Origin of the sequence: Mesorhizobium sp. M0830 (assembly GCF_040319965.1) — a bacterium.
Taxonomy (GTDB): domain Bacteria; phylum Pseudomonadota; class Alphaproteobacteria; order Rhizobiales; family Rhizobiaceae; genus Mesorhizobium.
Window position 1 is genome coordinate 1 of sequence record NZ_JAMYOR010000097.1, and the last position, 17,260, is coordinate 17,260.

Annotated in this window: 18 protein-coding genes; 10 read left to right on the plus strand and 8 right to left on the minus strand. The window is 63.1% G+C overall.

Features of this window, described 5'->3' with window-relative positions; translation table 11 throughout:
• Nucleotides 1-418: 418 nt before the first annotated feature.
• Entirely contained in the window at nucleotides 419-1,045 is a 627-nt protein-coding gene (locus tag NKI20_RS32005; protein ID WP_352837884.1) for a DUF1062 domain-containing protein, read from the plus strand.
• 62 nt (nucleotides 1,046-1,107) lie between these two features.
• Here NKI20_RS32005 and typA read toward each other — a convergent pair whose 3' ends face one another.
• Nucleotides 1,108-2,937 (minus strand): translational GTPase TypA, encoded by a 1,830-nt coding sequence (gene typA / locus NKI20_RS32010; RefSeq protein ID WP_352487331.1) that lies wholly within the window; start codon nucleotides 2,935-2,937, stop codon nucleotides 1,108-1,110.
• 197 nt (nucleotides 2,938-3,134) lie between these two features.
• Here typA and NKI20_RS32015 point away from each other — a divergent pair, with 197 nt between their 5' ends.
• Nucleotides 3,135-3,416: a hypothetical protein gene (locus NKI20_RS32015; RefSeq protein ID WP_352837886.1), complete on the plus strand. Its 282-nt coding sequence runs from the start codon at nucleotides 3,135-3,137 to the stop codon at nucleotides 3,414-3,416.
• Nucleotides 3,417-3,508: 92 nt separating this feature from the next.
• On the opposite strand, the gene NKI20_RS32020 is transcribed toward NKI20_RS32015, so the two are convergent.
• A complete protein-coding gene (locus NKI20_RS32020; protein ID WP_352837887.1) occupies nucleotides 3,509-5,083 on the minus strand; it encodes an alkaline phosphatase D family protein in 1,575 nt (524 codons plus the stop codon).
• A 271-nt stretch (nucleotides 5,084-5,354) separates the two neighbouring features.
• The gene (locus tag NKI20_RS32025) at nucleotides 5,355-6,638 is read right to left on the minus strand and encodes an MFS transporter (protein WP_352837888.1); all 1,284 of its coding nucleotides are present in this window, start codon (nucleotides 6,636-6,638) and stop codon (nucleotides 5,355-5,357) included.
• Between the two features lie 74 nt (nucleotides 6,639-6,712).
• On the opposite strand from NKI20_RS32025, the gene NKI20_RS32030 reads away from it, so the two are divergent.
• Nucleotides 6,713-7,330, plus strand: coding sequence for a TetR/AcrR family transcriptional regulator (locus NKI20_RS32030; protein ID WP_352733233.1), 618 nt, complete (start codon nucleotides 6,713-6,715; stop codon nucleotides 7,328-7,330).
• Between the two features lie 43 nt (nucleotides 7,331-7,373).
• Nucleotides 7,374-7,967 carry a hypothetical protein gene (locus NKI20_RS32035; protein WP_023760852.1) on the plus strand — a complete coding sequence of 198 codons (594 nt, stop codon included), beginning with the start codon at nucleotides 7,374-7,376 and terminating at the stop codon, nucleotides 7,965-7,967.
• Between the two features lie 154 nt (nucleotides 7,968-8,121).
• Here the strand turns inward: NKI20_RS32035 and ppa are convergent, their stop codons facing one another.
• From ppa to NKI20_RS32060, 5 genes are all read right to left on the minus strand, one after another.
• Entirely contained in the window at nucleotides 8,122-8,655 is a 534-nt protein-coding gene (gene ppa, locus NKI20_RS32040) for an inorganic diphosphatase (RefSeq protein WP_023760853.1), read from the minus strand.
• 115 nt (nucleotides 8,656-8,770) lie between these two features.
• Nucleotides 8,771-9,277 carry a GNAT family N-acetyltransferase gene (locus tag NKI20_RS32045; RefSeq protein ID WP_023760854.1) on the minus strand — a complete coding sequence of 169 codons (507 nt, stop codon included), beginning with the start codon at nucleotides 9,275-9,277 and terminating at the stop codon, nucleotides 8,771-8,773.
• 117 nt (nucleotides 9,278-9,394) lie between these two features.
• Nucleotides 9,395-10,033 (minus strand): TPM domain-containing protein, encoded by a 639-nt coding sequence (locus NKI20_RS32050; protein WP_352837891.1) that lies wholly within the window; start codon nucleotides 10,031-10,033, stop codon nucleotides 9,395-9,397.
• A gap of 8 nt (nucleotides 10,034-10,041) precedes the next feature.
• Nucleotides 10,042-10,884, minus strand: coding sequence for a TPM domain-containing protein (locus NKI20_RS32055; RefSeq protein WP_352606265.1), 843 nt, complete (start codon nucleotides 10,882-10,884; stop codon nucleotides 10,042-10,044).
• A gap of 177 nt (nucleotides 10,885-11,061) precedes the next feature.
• The gene (locus tag NKI20_RS32060; RefSeq protein ID WP_352837893.1) at nucleotides 11,062-11,700 is read right to left on the minus strand and encodes a LemA family protein; all 639 of its coding nucleotides are present in this window, start codon (nucleotides 11,698-11,700) and stop codon (nucleotides 11,062-11,064) included.
• A gap of 161 nt (nucleotides 11,701-11,861) precedes the next feature.
• Here NKI20_RS32060 and NKI20_RS32065 point away from each other — a divergent pair, with 161 nt between their 5' ends.
• From NKI20_RS32065 to NKI20_RS32090, 6 genes are all read left to right on the plus strand, one after another.
• Nucleotides 11,862-12,113 (plus strand): hypothetical protein, encoded by a 252-nt coding sequence (locus NKI20_RS32065; RefSeq protein WP_352837895.1) that lies wholly within the window; start codon nucleotides 11,862-11,864, stop codon nucleotides 12,111-12,113.
• A 13-nt stretch (nucleotides 12,114-12,126) separates the two neighbouring features.
• The gene (gene pdxY, locus NKI20_RS32070; protein ID WP_352837897.1) at nucleotides 12,127-13,011 is read left to right on the plus strand and encodes a pyridoxal kinase PdxY; all 885 of its coding nucleotides are present in this window, start codon (nucleotides 12,127-12,129) and stop codon (nucleotides 13,009-13,011) included.
• Nucleotides 13,008-13,799, plus strand: coding sequence for a DUF429 domain-containing protein (locus NKI20_RS32075; RefSeq protein WP_352837899.1), 792 nt, complete (start codon nucleotides 13,008-13,010; stop codon nucleotides 13,797-13,799). The genes pdxY and NKI20_RS32075 overlap by 4 nt, the downstream gene beginning before the upstream one ends.
• Before the next feature lie 146 nt (nucleotides 13,800-13,945).
• Entirely contained in the window at nucleotides 13,946-14,590 is a 645-nt protein-coding gene (locus NKI20_RS32080; RefSeq protein WP_023760861.1) for a carbonic anhydrase, read from the plus strand.
• Nucleotides 14,587-15,018 carry a nuclear transport factor 2 family protein gene (locus NKI20_RS32085; RefSeq protein WP_352837901.1) on the plus strand — a complete coding sequence of 144 codons (432 nt, stop codon included), beginning with the start codon at nucleotides 14,587-14,589 and terminating at the stop codon, nucleotides 15,016-15,018. Before NKI20_RS32080 ends, NKI20_RS32085 begins: the two co-directional genes overlap by 4 nt.
• Nucleotides 15,019-15,115: 97 nt before the next feature.
• Nucleotides 15,116-17,170, plus strand: a complete 2,055-nt coding sequence (locus NKI20_RS32090; RefSeq protein WP_352837903.1) for a M3 family metallopeptidase — start codon at nucleotides 15,116-15,118, stop codon at nucleotides 17,168-17,170.
• Nucleotides 17,171-17,260 lie beyond the last annotated feature (90 nt).

The window sequence follows — 17,260 nt, forward strand, 5'->3', positions numbered from 1 at the left end:
TCAAGCGTAAGCGCCTCAAAGCCCTCATGAACCCGACCTACCGCCAAGCCGTCCTTGCAGGTTAACGATTCATGATTTCGCCCTGAGGGCCGACAAGATCACGCTTGTCCGCCCGGAATCTCGCGGCTAGAAAGGCCGCCGCGAAACAATTTTGAGCTTCACTTTGCCTACGTAACCGCCGGTCTCGTCAACTCCCCCGACACACTGCATGACGCTGCATTCGCGGTGTCTGTTTTCATGTTCACGTGTTCCTTAGGGCGGCGGTTCGAGACCGGTTTGGCACTGCTGAACCGCGTCGCGCGGCTCTTGCCCGTGACACCTGATTTCCAAAAACCGCAGTCTACCGCCACGCCGTGTCCGCATGGGCATCTCGACATCGCCGGCCTGATGAACTTCCCGACGGGAAGGGCTTATCGGCATGTCTGGATTTCTGCGCATCGGCTGGGCGATCACGCCCAAAATTGCACCTCGACCGCTCATCAACTGCAATCGCTGCGGCACTGTGAAAGCCTATTGCAGCAGCGGAAAATTCCGCGTCAACGCCAACGGCAAGCGCATCGATGTCTGGCTGATCTACCGCTGCATCGACTGCGACAATTCTTGGAATTTCGACATTTTCGAGCGTTGCAACCGCCGCGACATCGAGCCTGCTTTGCTGCAGGCGCTCGAAAGCAACGATCCGTGGCTGGCCCGCCGCCATGCCTTCGATGTGGTCGCACTGCGAAACCGGATCGGGCGTGTCGAGGAATTTCCCGATGTCGCCGTTCACAAGCACAGGCTTGGCGGCACAAGGGAGACTGCAACCGCGCTGGAGCTCCAGCTTGGCCTCGAAATACCGATATCCCTGCGACTCGATCGGCTGCTCGCCGGCGAACTCGGCATCTCGCGATCACGGCTTCAAGCGCTGGAGGAGCGACGATTGCTGGTCGTTCATCCGGACGGTGCCAAAGCCTTGCGCAAGCCGGCCCGCCAGGGAATGACCATCCGCATCGATCTGGCCGGTGAGGTCGACAAGGACGACATTATGTCGGCTGCCGGTGGATGAACGGAAGAGGGGCGGAGCATTGGTTTGCTCCGCCCCTCTCAACCTTTTGGAAATAGAGAAGCTTATGCCGCGCCGACCGCCTTGGCCGACTTCTCGAAACGCTTGCGCTCGTTCGGGTCGAGATAGAGCTTGCGCAGCCGGATCGTCTTCGGCGTCACTTCGACCAGCTCGTCGTCCTGGATCCAGGCCAGCGCGCGTTCCAGCGTCATGCGGATCGGCGGGGTCAGCTTCACCGCCTCATCCTTGCCGGCGGCGCGGATATTGGTCAGCTTCTTGCCCTTGAGCACGTTCACTTCGAGATCGTTGTCGCGGCTGTGGATGCCGATGATCATGCCCTGATAGACCTTGACGCCCGGGTCGATGACCATCGGGCCGCGGTCTTCCAGGTTCCACATGGCGTAGGCCACCGCCTCGCCCTGCTCGTTGGAGATCAGAACGCCGTTGGTACGCCCCGGCAGTTCGCCCTTGTAGGGCTCGTAGGCATGGAACAGCCGGTTCATCACGGCCGTGCCGCGCGTGTCGGTCAGCAGTTCCGACTGGTATCCGATCAGGCCGCGCGTCGGCGCGTGGAAGACGATGCGCTGGCGATTGCCGCCGGACGGGCGCAGCTCGACCATCTCGGCCTTGCGCTCCGACATCTTCTGCACGACGATGCCGGCATGCTCCTCGTCGACGTCGATAACGACTTCCTCGATGGGTTCCTGCAACTCTCCGTTCTCGCCCTTCTGCATGACGACGCGCGGACGCGACACGGCGATCTCGAAACCCTCGCGGCGCATCGTCTCGATCAGCACGGCCAGCTGCAATTCGCCGCGGCCGGAGACGAAGAACGAATCCTTGTCGGGCGATTCCTCGATCTTCAGCGCGACATTGCCTTCGGCCTCGCGCAGCAGGCGGTCGCGGATAACGCGGCTGGTGACCTTGTCGCCTTCGGTGCCGGCCAGCGGACTGTCGTTGACGAGGAAGGACATGGTCACGGTCGGCGGATCGATCGGCTGCGCATGCAGCGGCTCGCTCACCGCCGGATCGCAGAACGTGTCGGCGACGGTGCCTTTCGAGAGCCCGGCAATGGCGACGATGTCGCCCGCCTGGGCCTCTTCGATCGGCTGGCGCTCGAGGCCGCGGAAAGCGAGGATCTTGGAAATACGGCCGGTTTCGACCAGCGTGCCGTCATGGTGCAGCACCTTGACCGGCTGGTTGGACTTCAACGTGCCTGATTCGATGCGGCCGGTGATGATGCGGCCGAGGAACGGATTGGCTTCCAGGATGGTGCCGATCATGCGGAACGGGCCGGGATGCACGGTCGGCGCCGGCACATGCTTGATGACGAGGTCGAACAGCGGCGCCAACTGCTGGTCCTTCGGTCCTTCCGGATTTTCGGAAACCCAGCCGTCACGGCCTGAACCGTACAGAATCGGGAAGTCGAGCTGCTCATCGGTGGCGTCGAGCGCTGCGAACAGGTCGAACACCTCGTTGACCACTTCGACATGGCGGGCGTCCGGGCGGTCGATCTTGTTGATGACGACGATCGGTTTCAGGCCGACCTTGAGCGCCTTGCCGACGACGAACTTGGTCTGCGGCATCGGCCCCTCGGCAGCGTCGACCAGCACAATGGCTGAGTCCACCATCGACAGGATGCGTTCGACCTCGCCACCAAAATCGGCGTGGCCGGGGGTGTCGACGATGTTGATGCGGGTGTCCTTCCAATCGACCGAGGTCGCCTTGGCCAGGATGGTGATGCCGCGTTCCTTTTCGAGGTCGTTGGAATCCATGGCGCGTTCGGCGACGCGCTGGTTGTCCCGGAAGGAGCCGGATTGGCGGAGCAATTGGTCGACGAGGGTGGTTTTTCCATGGTCGACGTGCGCGATGATCGCGATATTACGGATTTTCATGTTCTGGTCTCGGAAGCGTTGCAGGCAGCAGGCCAAAAGGCGCTGCCTCTTTCGGTTGCGCGGCTCATACAGGGTTTTTCGCAGTTGCGAAAGAGGAGGCGCGCCACCAAATACTCATCAAATCTTAAGCATCTGCGTGTGAGATGATTCTGTTAACCAAGGCGGGAACCTTTCCGGGCCCGGGCAGTTCGAACATCATGACCGATAAACTCAACCGATTTTGGCCGCTCATCGCATCCGCAGCCTTTGCAATCCTGCTGGCCGCCAACGCCGCGCAGTCGGCTGCGACGCTGCGTGAGACGCGCCCCGTTGCGCAGTCCGGCACGCAGACAGCCGAGCAGGTTTTCGCCGACGCACCCGACGGGGTCGACCCGATGGTGACCGGCCCGGTCAGCGCCTCCTTCAAGCAGAGGCAGGACACCGCCAACTGCGACAGCGCCGTCTGGCCGAACATTCCAATGGTCTGCTACCCGGACTAAGACGGCGCTTCACCCCCGCCCCGTCTCGCCAGCTTCGCTTTGCGAAGCCGCCGCGCCGACCCTCCCCACAAGGGGGAGGGTGGAAAGTGCGTTTATGCCGACCGCACCGGGTCGAGCGTCACCTTGTAGAGCTCGTTGTCGTCGCGATCCATCAGCCGCACTGTCATCTGCTCGCTGGCGCCTGAAATATCGACCAGCCCGAAGAATTGCAGGCCCGCCGATGGCGGCAGGTTCTGACCCTGTTCGGCAGTCGGCGCCTTGATGAACTTCAGCTCCGGCCCGAATGTCATGTCAAAATCGTTGGGGCCGAACGTTCCGGCATGGATCGGGCCCGAGACGAATTCCCAGAACGGATTGAAATCCTGGAACTGCGCCTTGTCCGGGTTGTAATGGTGGGCGGCCGTGTAATGCACGTCGGCGGTCAGCCAGACTGTGTTGCTGATGCCGGCGTTTTTGATGAAGCGCAGCAGGTCGGCGATCTCGAGCTCGCGTCCCTTTGGCAAGCCATTATCGCCATTGCTGACCGCTTCGGCGCCGACCTTCTTGGTGCCGTCATCCCAGACGACGAGGCCGAGCGGCATGTCCGCGGCGATGATTTTCCAGGTCGCCTTCGAATTGGCCAGCTCGCGCTTCAGCCATTTCGTCTGCTGTTCGCCCAGCATGCGCGATTGCGGGGTCATCTCATCTTGCATGTCCGGACCGTTGGGGCCGCGATAGGACCGCATATCGAGAAAGAACACGTCGAGCAGCGGCCCGTAAGCGATCTTGCGATAGATGCGGCCGGGCTCGGAGGGTTCATAGCGGATCGTCGTCATCTCATGAAAGGCGCGCGCCGCGCGGGCCGCCAGCACGTGGATGGATTTTTCCGTATAGCGATTGTCGGCGCTGAGATTCTTCGAATCCGACCAGTTGTTCAGAACTTCGTGGTCGTCCCACTGGTAGAAGGTCGGGCAGATGGCGCTCAAGCCGAGCACGTTCCGGTCCATCATGTTGTATTTCCACTGGTCCCGGTATTCGTCCAGCGTCTCGGCGACCTTGCGCTTGCCGTCGATCAGCACGACGTTCTTCCACTTGCCGCCGCCGGGCAGGTCGACCTCGTCCTTCATGGCGCCGTCGGCATAGATGGTGTCGCCCGAGTGCAGGAAGAAATCGGGCGTGTGCCTGCCGATCGTGGCGTAGGTCTTCATGCCGGTCTCGTCGATGCCCCAGCCCTGGCCGGCCGTGTCGCCCGACCAGGCAAAGCGGATGTCTCGCTTCGAGGCCGGCGCCGTCCTGAAGCGACCGGTGATCGGCTCCGAAACGGCGTTGATGTCGGCGAGATCGGCTGATGTCATGCGGTAGAAGATGTCCTGGTCTGAAGCGAGGTCGGTGAGCAGCCGTTTGACGGTGTAATCGCTGGCCGGCGACGTATCGAGCGGCGCAAGGCGCGTCGCATTGGTGAAATTCTCCGTCGACGACACCTCGAACATGACGCGCGACGGGCGGTCGGTGCGCGTCCAAACCATGCCGCTGGTGGCGTCGACATCGCCCGACTGGACGCCATGTGTGAAGGCCGGCCGCTGATTGGCGCGCGAATAGTATGGCAGTGCCAGGCTCGAAACGCCGGCCAAGCCAACGGCGCTGGCGGACGTGACGAAGGCGCGGCGGGTCATCGAAAGCTTGTTCATGGCTGTTTCCTGGATGGCTTGAACGGTGCCACCAGGATCCAGCGTCAATGTTTCAGGCGCATCTCGGGATGATGAAGGTTTGATAACAGTGAACAGGGTGATCTCCCCCCTCGAGGGGGAGATGTCGCCGAAGGCGACAGAGGGGGTCGCCGCGCATAGAGCGCCGACCTCCATCTGCACCAGGAGGCAGAGCCCGGTCGGACCGACCCCCTCTGGCCGCTTCGCGGCCATCTCCCCCTCAAGGGGGGAGATTAGCGCTCCGCCGTCGCGGCTAAGCCGCTCTCGGCTCCGGTTCAAACGCTGGCCGGCTTGTATTGATCAGCAGCGAGATACACGCCGCGGCAATTGCCGTCATGCCGGCAATCAGGAAGGCCAGTTCGTAGTTGCCTTGCAGCTCGCGCATGGTGCCGCCGAAAGCGGCGGCGGTGGCCGCGCCGATCTGGTGGCCGGCGACGATCCAACCGAACACGATCGGTCCGCTGCGATCGCCGAACGCCTCGTTGGCGAGCCTCAGCGTCGGCGGCACGGTGGCGATCCAGTCGAGGCCGTAGAGCACCGCGAAGATGATCAGGCTGGTCGCCGAGAAGCCGGAATAGGGCAGATAGATCAGCGACAGGCCACGAATGCCGTAATAGACGCCAAGCAGCTTGCGCGGATCGTAGCGGTCGGTAAGCCAGCCCGACAGTGTCGTGCCGATCAGGTCGAAAATGCCCATCATCGACAGCAGGCCGGCGGCCTGCACCTCGCCGATGCCCATGTCGCCGCAGAACGCGATCAGATGCGTGCCGACCAGCCCGTTGGTGGTGAAGCCGCAGACGAAGAAGGTGGCGAACAGATACCAGAATACCCTCGTGCCGGCGGCGCGGCGCAACGTCGAGAACGTATGCGCGAGGAAATTGCCCTGTGACGCGGGCGGAGCCGGCGGCACGTCGTCGGCCTCGGCGCCGTAGCGCACCATGCCGATCGAGGCCGGCCGTTCCGGCACCAGCAGCCAGACCAGCGGTATCAGGGCCGCGGTGGGGCACGCCACCGCAACGACGACCGGCTGCCAGCCACCCGACTGCGCCAGCGCGGCGATCATCGGCAGGAACACCAGCATGCCAGAGGCGCTTGAGGCCGACATCAGTCCCATGACAAGGCCGCGATTGGTCTTGAACCAGCGATTGACGATGGTGGCGCCGAGCACGCTGGCGACAGCGCCGGAACCAATGCCCGAGAACACGCCCCAGGTGATGAACAGATGCCAGGGCTTGGTCATCAGCAGGCTGAGCGCGGTGGAGCCTGACATCACCATCAGGGAGGCGAGCAGCGTGCGGCGCAGCCCGATGCGCTCCATCAGGGCCGCGGCAAACGGACCGGTGAGACCGTAAAGCAGGATGCCGACACCAGCAGCCAGCGAGATGACGTCTCGCCGCCAGCCAAAGCTGTTCTCCAGCGGCAGCATCATGACGGCGGGTGCGGACCGCAGGCCGGCCGCGACCAGCAGGCAGAGAAAGATGATGCCAACCACGACGAAGGCGTAGCGCTGGCCAAAGGCACGAGATTGAGTTATCATGTTACTGACCGGTACGTTGCAGAGTGGGAACAGGTATACGTACCGATCGGTAACATTGTCAATCGAGTCACACGATGCCAACGGACAAAAATATTGATCTGACCATCAGCGACGATCATGCATCGGCGCCGCCGAAAGCCGCCAAGAAGATTCTCGATGTCGCCTATGATCTGTTCTACCGGCGCGGCATCAGGGCGATCGGCGTCGACGAGATCGTCAAACGCGCCGGCGTCACCAAGCCCAGCCTCTATCGCAGCTTCCCCTCCAAGGATGAACTGGCCGCTTCCTATCTCAGGCAATACGACCGTGAATACTGGGAGCGTTTCGATGAGGCTGTCGCCGCTCATCCCGGCGACCCGCGCGCGCAGATCAAGGCTTTCCTGACCCGCATCGGCAAGCGAACGCAAGTGGCTGACTACCGCGGCTGCGGCATGACCAATGCGGCGGTCGAATATCCCGACCACAGCCATCCGGCCCGCGTGGTCAGCGAGGCCAACAAGCAGGAACTGCGCCGCCGCCTGCGCGCCATGGCGGTTGCGATGGGCGCCCAAGACCCTGACACGCTCGGCGATGGCCTGCTGCTCCTGATCGAGGGTGCCTATATCAGCGGTCAGTTGTTCGGGCTCGGCGGTCCGGCAAAAGCGGTCGCCCGCAACGCCGATCTGCTGATTGAAGCCAGCTTGAAGAAATAGCATTTGGCGCTACGCTGCGATGGCCTGCAACGGAGTGTCCGCGATGCGCAGCCTGCTGATTCTGCTCACTCTCGCGGGCTTCTGCCAGGCCGCACACGCCGACGGCATTGCAAGCGCCTACACCGATCTCGACTCGAAGAAGGACTGCGTGACTTACGCGCAGGCCGAGGAAGGCGACGGCGACTGGGCCGACCTCGCCTGTTCGGGCTACCGCGGCTATCCTGTGCTGATTGCCTATGACGATGCTCGTGAATCGCTGTTCTACGGTTTTCCGCCCGGTGGCGACATGACGACCGTCTGGGAGAGCTTTTCCGGTTTCAATTCATCCGGAGCCAAGATCGAATGGCGCGTCGAGACCAAGGGCGAGACCGCAGTGCCCTTTGCCGTCATCCATCGCCGCACGATCAGCAACCCGGATGACGAAAAAAAGTCGACCGAAGTGTTGCTCGTCGCCAAAGTCGGCCAGATGGAGGCCCGCGACGGCTGCACGATCGGCCTGGTGCTGGCCACCGGCAACCCCGCCGCCAACGATCAGGCGCGCAAGCTTGCCGACGACAAGGCGCGAACCTTCGCCTGCGGCAAGGACAGGCACACCGTCATCGGCAACGTGCCGGCTTTCGGCCGGGTCGACAACTGACACGGTGGGAATTGGCCATCGCGCCCGTAGCTTCGTCATCCACGGGCGGGGCAAGGAGCGCAACGACACGATCCGCGGAATCTGTTCCGCCGCGAAGTTCGGCTAGCTTCACGGCATCGATCCTCGGGCCAAGCCCGAGGATGACGAAGCGCGGTTACTTGCTCGCCTTGGCCCGCTCGATCGCGTCGACGATCATCTTCCTGGCATATTTGGAATCGTGCCAGCCTTCGATCTTGACCCATTTGCCGGGCTCGAGATCCTTGTAGTGCTCGAAGAAGTGCTGCACCTGCTGGCGGGTGATGTCGGGCAGCTGGGTGTATTCGGTGACGTTCTCGTAACGCAGCGTCAGCTTCGGTGACGGCACGGCGATGATCTTCTCGTCCTGGCCGGCATTGTCTTCCATGATCAGCACGCCGATCGGCCGCACGTTGATGACGCAGCCCGGCACCAGCGCGCGCGTGTTGCAGACCAGCACGTCGATCGGATCGCCGTCGCCCGACAGCGTGTGCGGCACGAAGCCGTAATTGCCGGGGTAGCGCATCGAGGTGTGCAGGAAGCGGTCGACGAACAGCGTGCCGGCCTCCTTGTCCATCTCATACTTGATCGGCTCGCCGCCGATCGGCACCTCGATGATGACGTTGACGTCCTCAGGCGGATTCTTTCCACTGGCGATGGCTTCTATGCGCATGGCTTTGTCCCTCTCTCGATAAAAGATCGATAGCGGGCGGCGCGCCATGGTGCAATGCGGCGAATGGTGCCTAGGATCCGATCGGAACACGCGGACGGCCGGAAAGGCCGGGGTGTCATTCCCAGACGAAAGCGACCTTCTTCAGCGCCTTCTGCTCGAAGATCTCGACGCCTTCGGCGACATCGCGTCCGCCGGCGCTGGCATAGAAGGCGAGCGCGTTCTGGTTGTCTTCCAACGCCCAAACCACCATGCCTTTCAGCCCGTGATCGGCCAGACGGGCCCTGGCTGCCGCGAACAGGCGACTGCCGAGCCCGATGCCCTGATATTCCGGGCGCAGGTACAATTCGTAGATTTCGCCTTGCTGCTTGAGCTCTCGGGCGCGGTTCTTGCCGATCGTCGCATAGCCGGCGACCTTGCCGCCGATCTCCACGACCAGAACGGTGGCGGCGCGACGAATCGCATTCGCCCACCAGTCGGCGCCGCGCCGGTTGATCATCGATGTCAGGGTGCGATGCGGAATAATGCCGGAATAGGCCCCGCGCCAAGCCTCCAGATGCACCTCAGCGATGGCACTGGCATCGCGCGGGTCGGCCTTCCTGATGTCGATCGTCAGCGTATTCATGATTTGTTAACCATAAACCCGCATCGCCCGATTGCAAGAGTCCGGGCGGCCCGCCGCCGGCTTTCTCACAAGCGATGATCGCCTCGGTGAGGCCTTCAATGTCTCTGTGGAAAGGGCTCAAATCTCTACGAGATGATCGTCCAACTCGTTGCTGTCGCCCAACGTGACCGGGAAATGCTCGGCGAGAACCGCTCCCACCAGTTCGATGGCCTTGACGAAGCCGTCGGCAAGCCTGTCGTCGCCGGCATGCGCGGTAAGGTCGCGCACGACGCCATCCCAGACAGGTTGGCCGACCTTGGCGTCGATGCCCGAATCGGCGACCACTTCGGCATAGCGTTCTGCGATCGAGACGAAGATCAATACCCCGGTACGCGCCGTGGTGCGGTGGACGTTGCGGGCGAGGAACTGCTTGATCGCGTTGACATGCGCCGCCTGGTAGCGCAGCCGCCTTGGCACCAGATGGATGCGCAGGCCGGGCATCGCCCACAACATCGCCAGCAAGCTGGCAAGCGCCAGAAGCTGGGCAAGGACAAAATGCGGCAGCCGGATCGACAGCCACCAGGCTTCCAGCCCATAGCCGCCGGCCAGACTGACGATCAGCATGCATACTGTCGCCATGAAGGCAGCCGGGAAGAAATACCCATCGCTGGCGTGCGCCACGACGCAGTAGATTTCGCCGTCGGTCTTCTCCTCGGCGGCGCGGATCGCGGTTGCGATGCGCTCATGATCCTGCGGGCTGATTGGTCGTGTCGCCATGATCTGTCTCACCAGCTTCCTGAAGAACCGCCCCCACCGGATGAGCCACCGCCGCCGGAAAACCCGCCGCCGCCCGAGGACCAGCCACCGCCGGAACCTCCCGACGACCAGCCGCCACCGGAGGACCGCCGGTGTGGCTCGAAAGTCATGCCGAGCCAGCGATAGCGGCCGGGCCCAAGCTTCTGGCCGAAGATCGGCGGCAGGACCGAAGCCGCGATGCTGCCGAAGAAGATGATCGCCCAGATGCTGATGAAGACGCCGAAGAACAGGTCATCGGAATTGAAGGGCGCCTGCTGGTTGCGCTTGCCCCGCGCTTCCAATTCCTCCGGATTGCCTTCCAGCACCATGATCATGTCGTCGACGGCCTTTTCTATGCCGCCGGAGAAATCGCCGGCGCGAAAGGCCGGCACCATGTCGTTTTCGATGATCAGCTTGGTGTGCAGGTCCGTCAGCGTGCCTTCCAGCCCGTAGCCGACCTCGATGCGCATCTTGCGGTCATTTTTCGCCACCAACAGAAGCACGCCATTGTTTTCCTTCGCCTGGCCGAGTTTCCAGAAGCGAAACAGCCGGTTGGCGTAAGGTTCGATCTCTTCGCCATCGAGGCTGGGAATCGTCGCGACGACGATCTGATCCGAGCCTTTCGTCTCGAAATCGGCAAGCTTCTGCGTCAGCGCCGCCTTCGTCGCCGCATCGATGATGCCGGCATTGTCGACGACACGGCCGGTCAGAGCGGGAAGTTCGGCGGCGAAGGCGGTGATGGGGAGGAAGAAGAGGCTGGCAAGAAGGCTAAGAAAGGAAAGGTAGGTGTTCCGCGGCGCCCTCCTCTGTCCTGCCGGACATCTCCCCCTCAAGGGGGGAGATTGGACGTCACACCGGCCTTCGCCAATCACCGGCGCAGAAGGATGAGCAATGCGCTCGAAACTGCCAATCTCCCCCCTTGAGGGGGAGATGTCCGGCAGGACAGAGGGGGGTGTTTGCACGCCAGCAGTCCGTGATTTCGCGAGATTTATTCCGATGGCAGTCGACGATCACCCGCCCTGCTTCGTGCCGAAATCGACCTTCGGCGTCTGTAGCTTGTCGTCTTCGATGGTGAAATTGGCGAAGGGCTGGTTGCTGCGGAACCAGAACGTCGCCCAAAGCACCGAGGGGAAGGTCCTCAGCGTCAGATTGTATTCCTTCACTGCCAGGATGTAGTCGCGCCGCGCCACCGCGATACGGTTTTCGGTGCCTTCGAGCTGCGCCTGCAGCGCCAGGAAATTCTGGTTGGCCTTGAGGTCGGGATAGTTCTCGACCACAGCCAAGAGCCGCGACAGTGCGCTGGTCAGGCCGGCCTGGCTGTCCTGGAACTTCTTGAACGCTTCAGGATTGTTCAACGTTTCCGGCGTCACGGTGACCTGCGTGGCCTTGGCGCGGGCTTCGACGACCGCATCGAGCGTGTCCTTTTCATGCGAGGCATAGCCCTTGACCGTCTCGACCAGGTTAGGGATGAGGTCGGCGCGGCGTTGATATTGGTTCAGCACCTCGCTCCATGCCGCCTTGGCGTTTTCCTCTGCCGTCGGGATGGTGTTGTATCCGCAGCCGGCAAGCAGCGGCAGCACGATCGCCATCACCAGGAAGGCAGGCAGCGTGCGGAACATGGACGGCGGGGCAATGCGCTGGGCAAACATGAAGAGGTCCCTCGGTAGAAGTTGCGTGCGAAGCATTACCACAATCGGCACACAAGAAAATGACCTCGACGGGCACGGTTATCGACACGTTACCGTCAGCCGCAAGCCCCTGTAATTGGCGGGGCGAACGCGGTAAGGTCGTGTCGAAACAGGACATCACCATGGCGGAACGCCAGGACAGCGAGAAGGAATCGCGCCGTATCCTCGAGCGCGTTGCCCTAGAGACGGATCCCGCCGGCAACTCGTTTGTCGCGCGGGCCACGAAAGGCATGCATGATCACGTCACCGCGGCCGATGCCGATCGTGCCGATCCGATCGAAGTCTGGGGCACCCGCGTTGGCCGGACACTCGGCCTGCTGCTGGCGCTGGGCCTGATGGTCTGGCTCGTGCTTTACGTCATCCGGGGCAGTTAGGAATCAAGCAACGATGAGCGCCGAACCAACCGACGCGCCGCGTGCGGTCATCGTCATTTCCAGCCATGTCGCGCGCGGCTCGGTCGGCAACCGTGCCGCCGTGTTCGCGCTGGAGACGCTGGGCTTTCCGGTCTGGGCCGTGCCGACGGTCATCCTGCCCTGGCATCCCGGCCATGGACGGGCAACGCGCATCGTGCCGCCGCTCGACCAGTTCAAGGCGCTGCTGGCCGATCTTGAGCGGGCGCCGTGGCTGGGCGAGGTTGGCGCCGTGCTGTCGGGCTACCTCGGCGAGGCCGGCCAGGCCGAGGCTGTCGCCTCGCTGGTGGCCGCGGTGAAGGCAAGGACGCCCGACGCCGTCTATATCTGCGATCCGGTGATGGGGGATTCGGGTGGCCTCTATGTGCCTGAACCGACCGCCGTCGCCATGCGCGACCGGCTGATGCCGATCGCCGACATCGCCACCCCCAACCGCTACGAACTGGAATGGATGGCCGGTGCTCCATTGCCCGACTTGAAATCGGTGATCGCGGCCGCCCTTCATGCCGGACCATTAACCATGCTGGTCACCTCGGCGCCGTCGATGATGACGGGCGGTACCGGCAATCTTATGCTCGATGGCAGCCAGGCCTTGCTGGCCGAGCATCGCCTGATCGACAAGCCGCCGAATGGCCTGGGCGATCTGACCGCAGCGGTCTACCTTGCGCGCATCCTGTCCGGTCAGCCGCCGATCAAGGCGCTGCAGTCGACGACGGCGGCGGTCTACGAGATCCTGGCGCGCACCGCCAAGCGCGGCGGCGACGAACTGCAGCTCGAAACCGACGCGCAGAGCCTGTCGCACCCGATGGCGATGGTTCAGCTTCGCCACCTCACGCATCCAGGGCGGGACCGCCGGGCGTGATACCGACTAAGGCCGTGCTTGTCGGCGTCGACGGCTGCAAGGCCGGCTGGATCGCCGTCCGGCACGACCCCGGTTCGATACCTCGTAACCCCGGTCCGAGACCTTCCGTCGCTGTCTTTGCAAGCTTCGCTGCCCTGCTTGCCTCACTCCCCGACGACGCTGTCATTGCTGTCGACATGCCGATCGGGCTGCCCGAATTTTCGAGCAAAGGGGGGCGCGGCCCCGAAGCGATGGTGCGCCCGTTGCTTGGGGCACGCCAATCCAGCGTCTTCTCGATCCCGTCCCGCGCCGCGCTCTATGCCGACACCAGCGACTTCACCACCATCGAAGCCTGGTATGCCGCTCACATGAGGGCAAGCAAGGTGGCCAAAGCCACATCCGACCCGCCGCGCGGCGTTTCGATCCAGGCGTTCGGCATTTTTGCCAAGATCCGCGAGATCGACGCACTGCTGATCGCGCGGCCCGATTTGCGCGGCCGTGTGTTCGAATCGCATCCGGAAGTCGCCTTCTGCCGGCTGAATGGCGATCAGGCCATGCGGCTGCCGAAGAAGATCAGGGGCAGCATCAATCCGGACGGCATGGCGGAACGCAAGGCGCTGCTCTGCCGGCACGGCTATGAGATGGGCTTCCTCGACCAGCCGCCGCCACGCGGTGCGGCCGCCGACGACTTCCTTGATGCGGCGGCGATGACGCTGATCGCCGGCCGCATCACCGATGGCGAGGCACGACCGTTTCCCGACCCGCCGCCTATCGATCGTGTTGGCATACCGGTCGCCATTTGGGCGTGAGGGTACCTGTGAGAGTCGCGCTTCGTGCCTGGCCTTTACGACGAGCTCCTACAATTCTGCATTGCTCGTGACAGGCTTTTGCCGCTAGAGGCTTGTCTCGACTGCAACGAGCTGCCGCCTCCAACCCGGAAAGGCCTTAGCCGCCCATGCCTCACCTCCCCGACCATCTCCTCGCCGGCTATCGCAATTTCATGAGCGGCCGTTACCTCACCGAGAGCGGACGCTATCGCGAGCTCGCCCGCGAAGGCCAGGCGCCGGAGACGATGATCGTTGCCTGTTGCGATTCCCGCGCCGCACCCGAAGCGATCTTCGACGCCGGACCTGGCGAACTCTTCGTGGTGCGCAACGTCGGCAATCTTGTGCCGCCCTACGCGCCTGACGGCGAATTCCATTCGACCTCCGCCGCGCTCGAATTCGCCGTGCAGAGCCTCAAGGTCAAGAACATCGTCGTCATGGGCCATGGCCGCTGCGGCGGCATCCGCGCTGCGCTCGACACCAATTTCGCACCGCTGTCGCCCGGCGACTTCATCGGCAAGTGGATGAGCCTGATCGCGCCGGCCGCGGAAACGGTCTCCTCCAGCACCTTCATGACGGCGACCGAGCGCCAGACAGCTCTGGAGCGCATCTCGATCCGCTATTCCATTGCCAATCTCCGGACCTTTCCGTGCGTCTCGATCCTCGAGGGCAAGGGGCGGCTGTCGCTGCACGGCGCCTGGTTCGACATTTCGACTGGTGAACTCTGGGTGATGAACAAGGAAACCGGCGATTTCGAACGGCCGGAGCTGGGATGAAGAGAGCGCGCAAGGCGGTGAATATCAGGTCGATCGTTTTGACGGCGGCCGCGCTGCTGATCGCGACTATTACCGCCCGCGCCGATGACCGCGCCACCATCAGCCGCTGGTATTCGGCGTTGCTGGTCGCCGACCGCACCGAGCTGTCCGACCTGCTCTCCGACGATGTCCGCATCAAGCTGGACGATCTCGGAATTGTGCAAAGCAAGCAGGAATTCATCGCCTCGATCAACGAATGGAAAGGCGCGGTTGCCGGTACTTCCATCCGGCACCGGATCGAGAAGAGCGAAGGCAACGTCACCACGGTGGTCGCCTGCTACGACTTTCCCAACAACGACATGCTGATGCAGGAAACTTTCGCGGTGGCCGACAACCGCATCACCGCCAGCTCGCAAGCGGCGATCGCCGAGAACTGCGACGGTTTTTGAAGCGGATATCGGACACCTGCTGTATTGCGGGTCCGCCGGTCGCGTCCTACATCGGTAGCGACCCACCCTGCCTGCCTTCACCAGCGAAAGACCGTCCATGCATTCCACGAAAGCCGTCGACCTTGCAGCCCATCCGCTGACTGCGTGGCAAGGACCGCTCGGCCTGCCCGATTTCACGCGCATCGGCGACGGCGATTTTTCCCCGGTCTTCGATGCGGCGCTGAAGGCGCATGAGGCCGAGATCGAAGCGATCGCCGCCAACGAAGATACCCCGACCATCGAGAACACGCTTGCCGCGTTGGAACTCGGCGGCGAGGCGCTCGATCGTGTCTCGTCGATCTTCTGGTGCCGCGCCGGCGCCCACACCAATGAAGCGATCCAGGCCCTGGAGCGCGACATCTCGCCAAAGATGTCCAGGCATTTCTCGGCGATTTCGATGAATGAGAGGCTGTTTGCCCGCATCGACGATCTCTACCAGCGCCGCGAGAGCCTGAAGCTCGACGCCGAGACCCTGCGGGTCCTGGAAAAGACCTGGAAGGGTTTTGTACGATCCGGCGCCAAGCTCGACGCCGACGGCAAGAAGCGGCTGGCAAGGATCAACGAGGAGCTGTCCTCGCTCGGCACGACTTTCGGCCAGAATGTGCTTGCTGACGAGCGCGACTGGGCGCTGTTCCTCGACGAGGCCGATCTTGCCGGTCTGCCGGACTTTCTGAAAAGCTCGATGGCCGAGGCGGCCGAAATGCGCGGCCAGAAGGGCCGCTATGCCGTCACCCTGTCGCGCTCGATCTATGAGCCGTTCTCGACCTTCTCCGAACGCCGAGACCTGCGCGAGACCGCTTTCCGCGCCTTCACCATGCGCGGCCAGAATGGCGGCGCCACCGACAACACATCCGTAGTGCGCGACATGCTGAAGCTGCGCGCCGAAAAGGCAAAGCTGCTCGGCTACGGCTCCTTCGCCGCGCTGAAGCTCGACGACACCATGGCCAAGACGCCGGAGGCGGTGCACGCGCTGCTTGATCCGGTGTGGGAGAAGGCGCTGGAAAAAGCAGCGGCCGACAAGACCGACCTGCAGCGGCTGGCGACGCAGGTGGGCAGCAATGAAAAATTCGCCGCCTGGGACTGGCGCTTTTACCAGGAGAAACTGCGTGCGGAGAAATTCGCCTTCGACGAGGCCGAACTGAAACCCTATTTGCAGCTCGACCGGATCATCGACGCCTGCTTCGACGTGGCGACACGGCTGTTCGGCATAACCTTCGTGGAGAAGAAAGGCATCGCCGTCTGGCATCCCGACGCCCGTGTCTTCGTGGTTAGGAATGCCGACGGCAGCGAGCGCGGCCTGTTCCTCGCCGATTATTTCGCCCGGCCGTCAAAGCGCTCCGGCGCCTGGATGAGCGCGCTGCAATCCGGTTATGGGCTCGGTCACGGCTCGAAACCGGTGATTTACAACATCATGAACTTCGCCAAGCCGCCGGTCGGCGAGCCGGCTCTGCTGTCGGTCGACGAGGCGAAGACGCTGTTCCACGAGTTCGGCCATGCGCTGCACGGCATGCTGACCGATGTCACCTGGCCGTCGGTCGCCGGAACCTCGGTCAGCCGAGATTTCGTCGAACTGCCCTCGCAGCTCTACGAGCACTGGCTGACCGTGCCGGCTGTGCTGGAAAAGCACGCGTTGCATGTCAAGACCGGCAAGCCGATGCCCAAGGCGCTGCTCGATAAAATGCTGGCCGCGCGGACTTTCGGCGCTGGCTTTGCAACTGTGGAATTCACCGCGTCTGCCTTGATGGACATGGCCTATCATGCGCGGCCGGACGCGCCGCAGGAGCCGCTTCGTTTCGAAGCCGAAACGCTCGAAAAGCTTGTCATGCCGGACACCATCGCCATGCGCCATCGCACCCCCCATTTCGGCCACGTGTTTTCCGGTGACGGCTACTCCGCCGGCTATTACTCCTACATGTGGTCGGAAGTGCTCGACGCCGACGCCTTCGCCGCCTTCGAGGAAACCGGCGACCCCTTCAACCCGGCGCTCGCCGAGCGGCTACGCAAGAACATCTATGCCGCCGGCGGCTCGAAAGACCCCGAGGAGCTTTACACGGCGTTTCGCGGCAAGATGCCGTCACCCGAAGCGATGATGGCCAAGCGGGGATTGGTGTGATTAGCCAATCTCCCCCCTTGAGGGGGAGATGGCCGGCAGGCCAGAGGGGGTCGGTCCGACTGGGCTCGAGCTGCTCCGGTAGAAGAAGGC

Bases quoted from the DNA above. Each gene is read 5' to 3' on its own strand.
- ppa (WP_023760853.1), bottom strand. From the start codon at position 8,655: ATGCGCATAGAAGCCATCGCCAGTGGAAAGAATCCGCCTGAGGACGTC.
- NKI20_RS32060 (WP_352837893.1), bottom strand. From the start codon at position 11,700: ATGTTTGCCCAGCGCATTGCCCCGCCGTCCATGTTCCGCACGCTGCCT.
- NKI20_RS32015 (WP_352837886.1), top strand. From the start codon at position 3,135: ATGACCGATAAACTCAACCGATTTTGGCCGCTCATCGCATCCGCAGCC.
- NKI20_RS32030 (WP_352733233.1), top strand. From the start codon at position 6,713: ATGCCAACGGACAAAAATATTGATCTGACCATCAGCGACGATCATGCA.
- NKI20_RS32020 (WP_352837887.1), bottom strand. From the start codon at position 5,083: ATGAACAAGCTTTCGATGACCCGCCGCGCCTTCGTCACGTCCGCCAGC.
- NKI20_RS32035 (WP_023760852.1), top strand. From the start codon at position 7,374: ATGCGCAGCCTGCTGATTCTGCTCACTCTCGCGGGCTTCTGCCAGGCC.
- NKI20_RS32045 (WP_023760854.1), bottom strand. From the start codon at position 9,277: ATGAATACGCTGACGATCGACATCAGGAAGGCCGACCCGCGCGATGCC.
- NKI20_RS32085 (WP_352837901.1), top strand. From the start codon at position 14,587: ATGAAGAGAGCGCGCAAGGCGGTGAATATCAGGTCGATCGTTTTGACG.
- NKI20_RS32025 (WP_352837888.1), bottom strand. From the start codon at position 6,638: ATGATAACTCAATCTCGTGCCTTTGGCCAGCGCTACGCCTTCGTCGTG.
- NKI20_RS32080 (WP_023760861.1), top strand. From the start codon at position 13,946: ATGCCTCACCTCCCCGACCATCTCCTCGCCGGCTATCGCAATTTCATG.
- NKI20_RS32090 (WP_352837903.1), top strand. From the start codon at position 15,116: ATGCATTCCACGAAAGCCGTCGACCTTGCAGCCCATCCGCTGACTGCG.
- NKI20_RS32005 (WP_352837884.1), top strand. From the start codon at position 419: ATGTCTGGATTTCTGCGCATCGGCTGGGCGATCACGCCCAAAATTGCA.
- pdxY (WP_352837897.1), top strand. From the start codon at position 12,127: ATGAGCGCCGAACCAACCGACGCGCCGCGTGCGGTCATCGTCATTTCC.
- NKI20_RS32050 (WP_352837891.1), bottom strand. From the start codon at position 10,033: ATGGCGACACGACCAATCAGCCCGCAGGATCATGAGCGCATCGCAACC.
- NKI20_RS32065 (WP_352837895.1), top strand. From the start codon at position 11,862: ATGGCGGAACGCCAGGACAGCGAGAAGGAATCGCGCCGTATCCTCGAG.
- typA (WP_352487331.1), bottom strand. From the start codon at position 2,937: ATGAAAATCCGTAATATCGCGATCATCGCGCACGTCGACCATGGAAAA.